This is a genomic window from Prolinoborus fasciculus, from assembly GCF_056724605.1.
This window is the reverse complement of the sequence record NZ_JBWZQN010000189.1, coordinates 1-439: the sequence shown is the minus strand read 5'-3', so window position 1 is coordinate 439 and position 439 is coordinate 1. Positions and strand designations below refer to the sequence as shown.

The 439-nt window shown below is 42.6% G+C and carries 1 pseudogene; it reads left to right on the top strand.

Annotated features, from left to right (window positions below):
- Positions 1-11: 11 nt before the first annotated feature.
- Positions 12-439: pseudogene (locus AC1P5O_RS16890) on the top strand (IS5-like element IS17 family transposase); the annotation flags it as partial.

Sequence of the window (439 nt, the reverse complement as noted above, 5' to 3'; positions counted from 1 at the left end):
ATAATTTTCAAATGAAGAAGCCTACACACAAAATCTACCGCACAACCAATTGGCCCGCATATAACCGAGCACTCATGAGTCGCGGAAATATTGCCATTTGGTTTGATCCTGCTACGCAATGGTATGCTCCATCAAAAGGCAAACAAGGGCGAAATCAAACCTACTCCGACGCAGCTATCCAATGCTGCTTAATGATTAAATCCTTATTCCGTCTATCTTTACGTATGGTCACTGGCTTTGTGCAAAGTCTGATTAAACTTTGCGGATTAAATTGGACCGCACCAGATTACAGTACGCTTTGTAGAAGACAAAAGCATATTGATATTGCAATCAGCTACCAAAAAAGTAGCGATGGGCTGCATCTACTCGTAGACTCTACAGGCATGAAGTTTCTAGGTGAGGGCGAATGGAAACGCAAGAAACATGGAGCTGAATATCG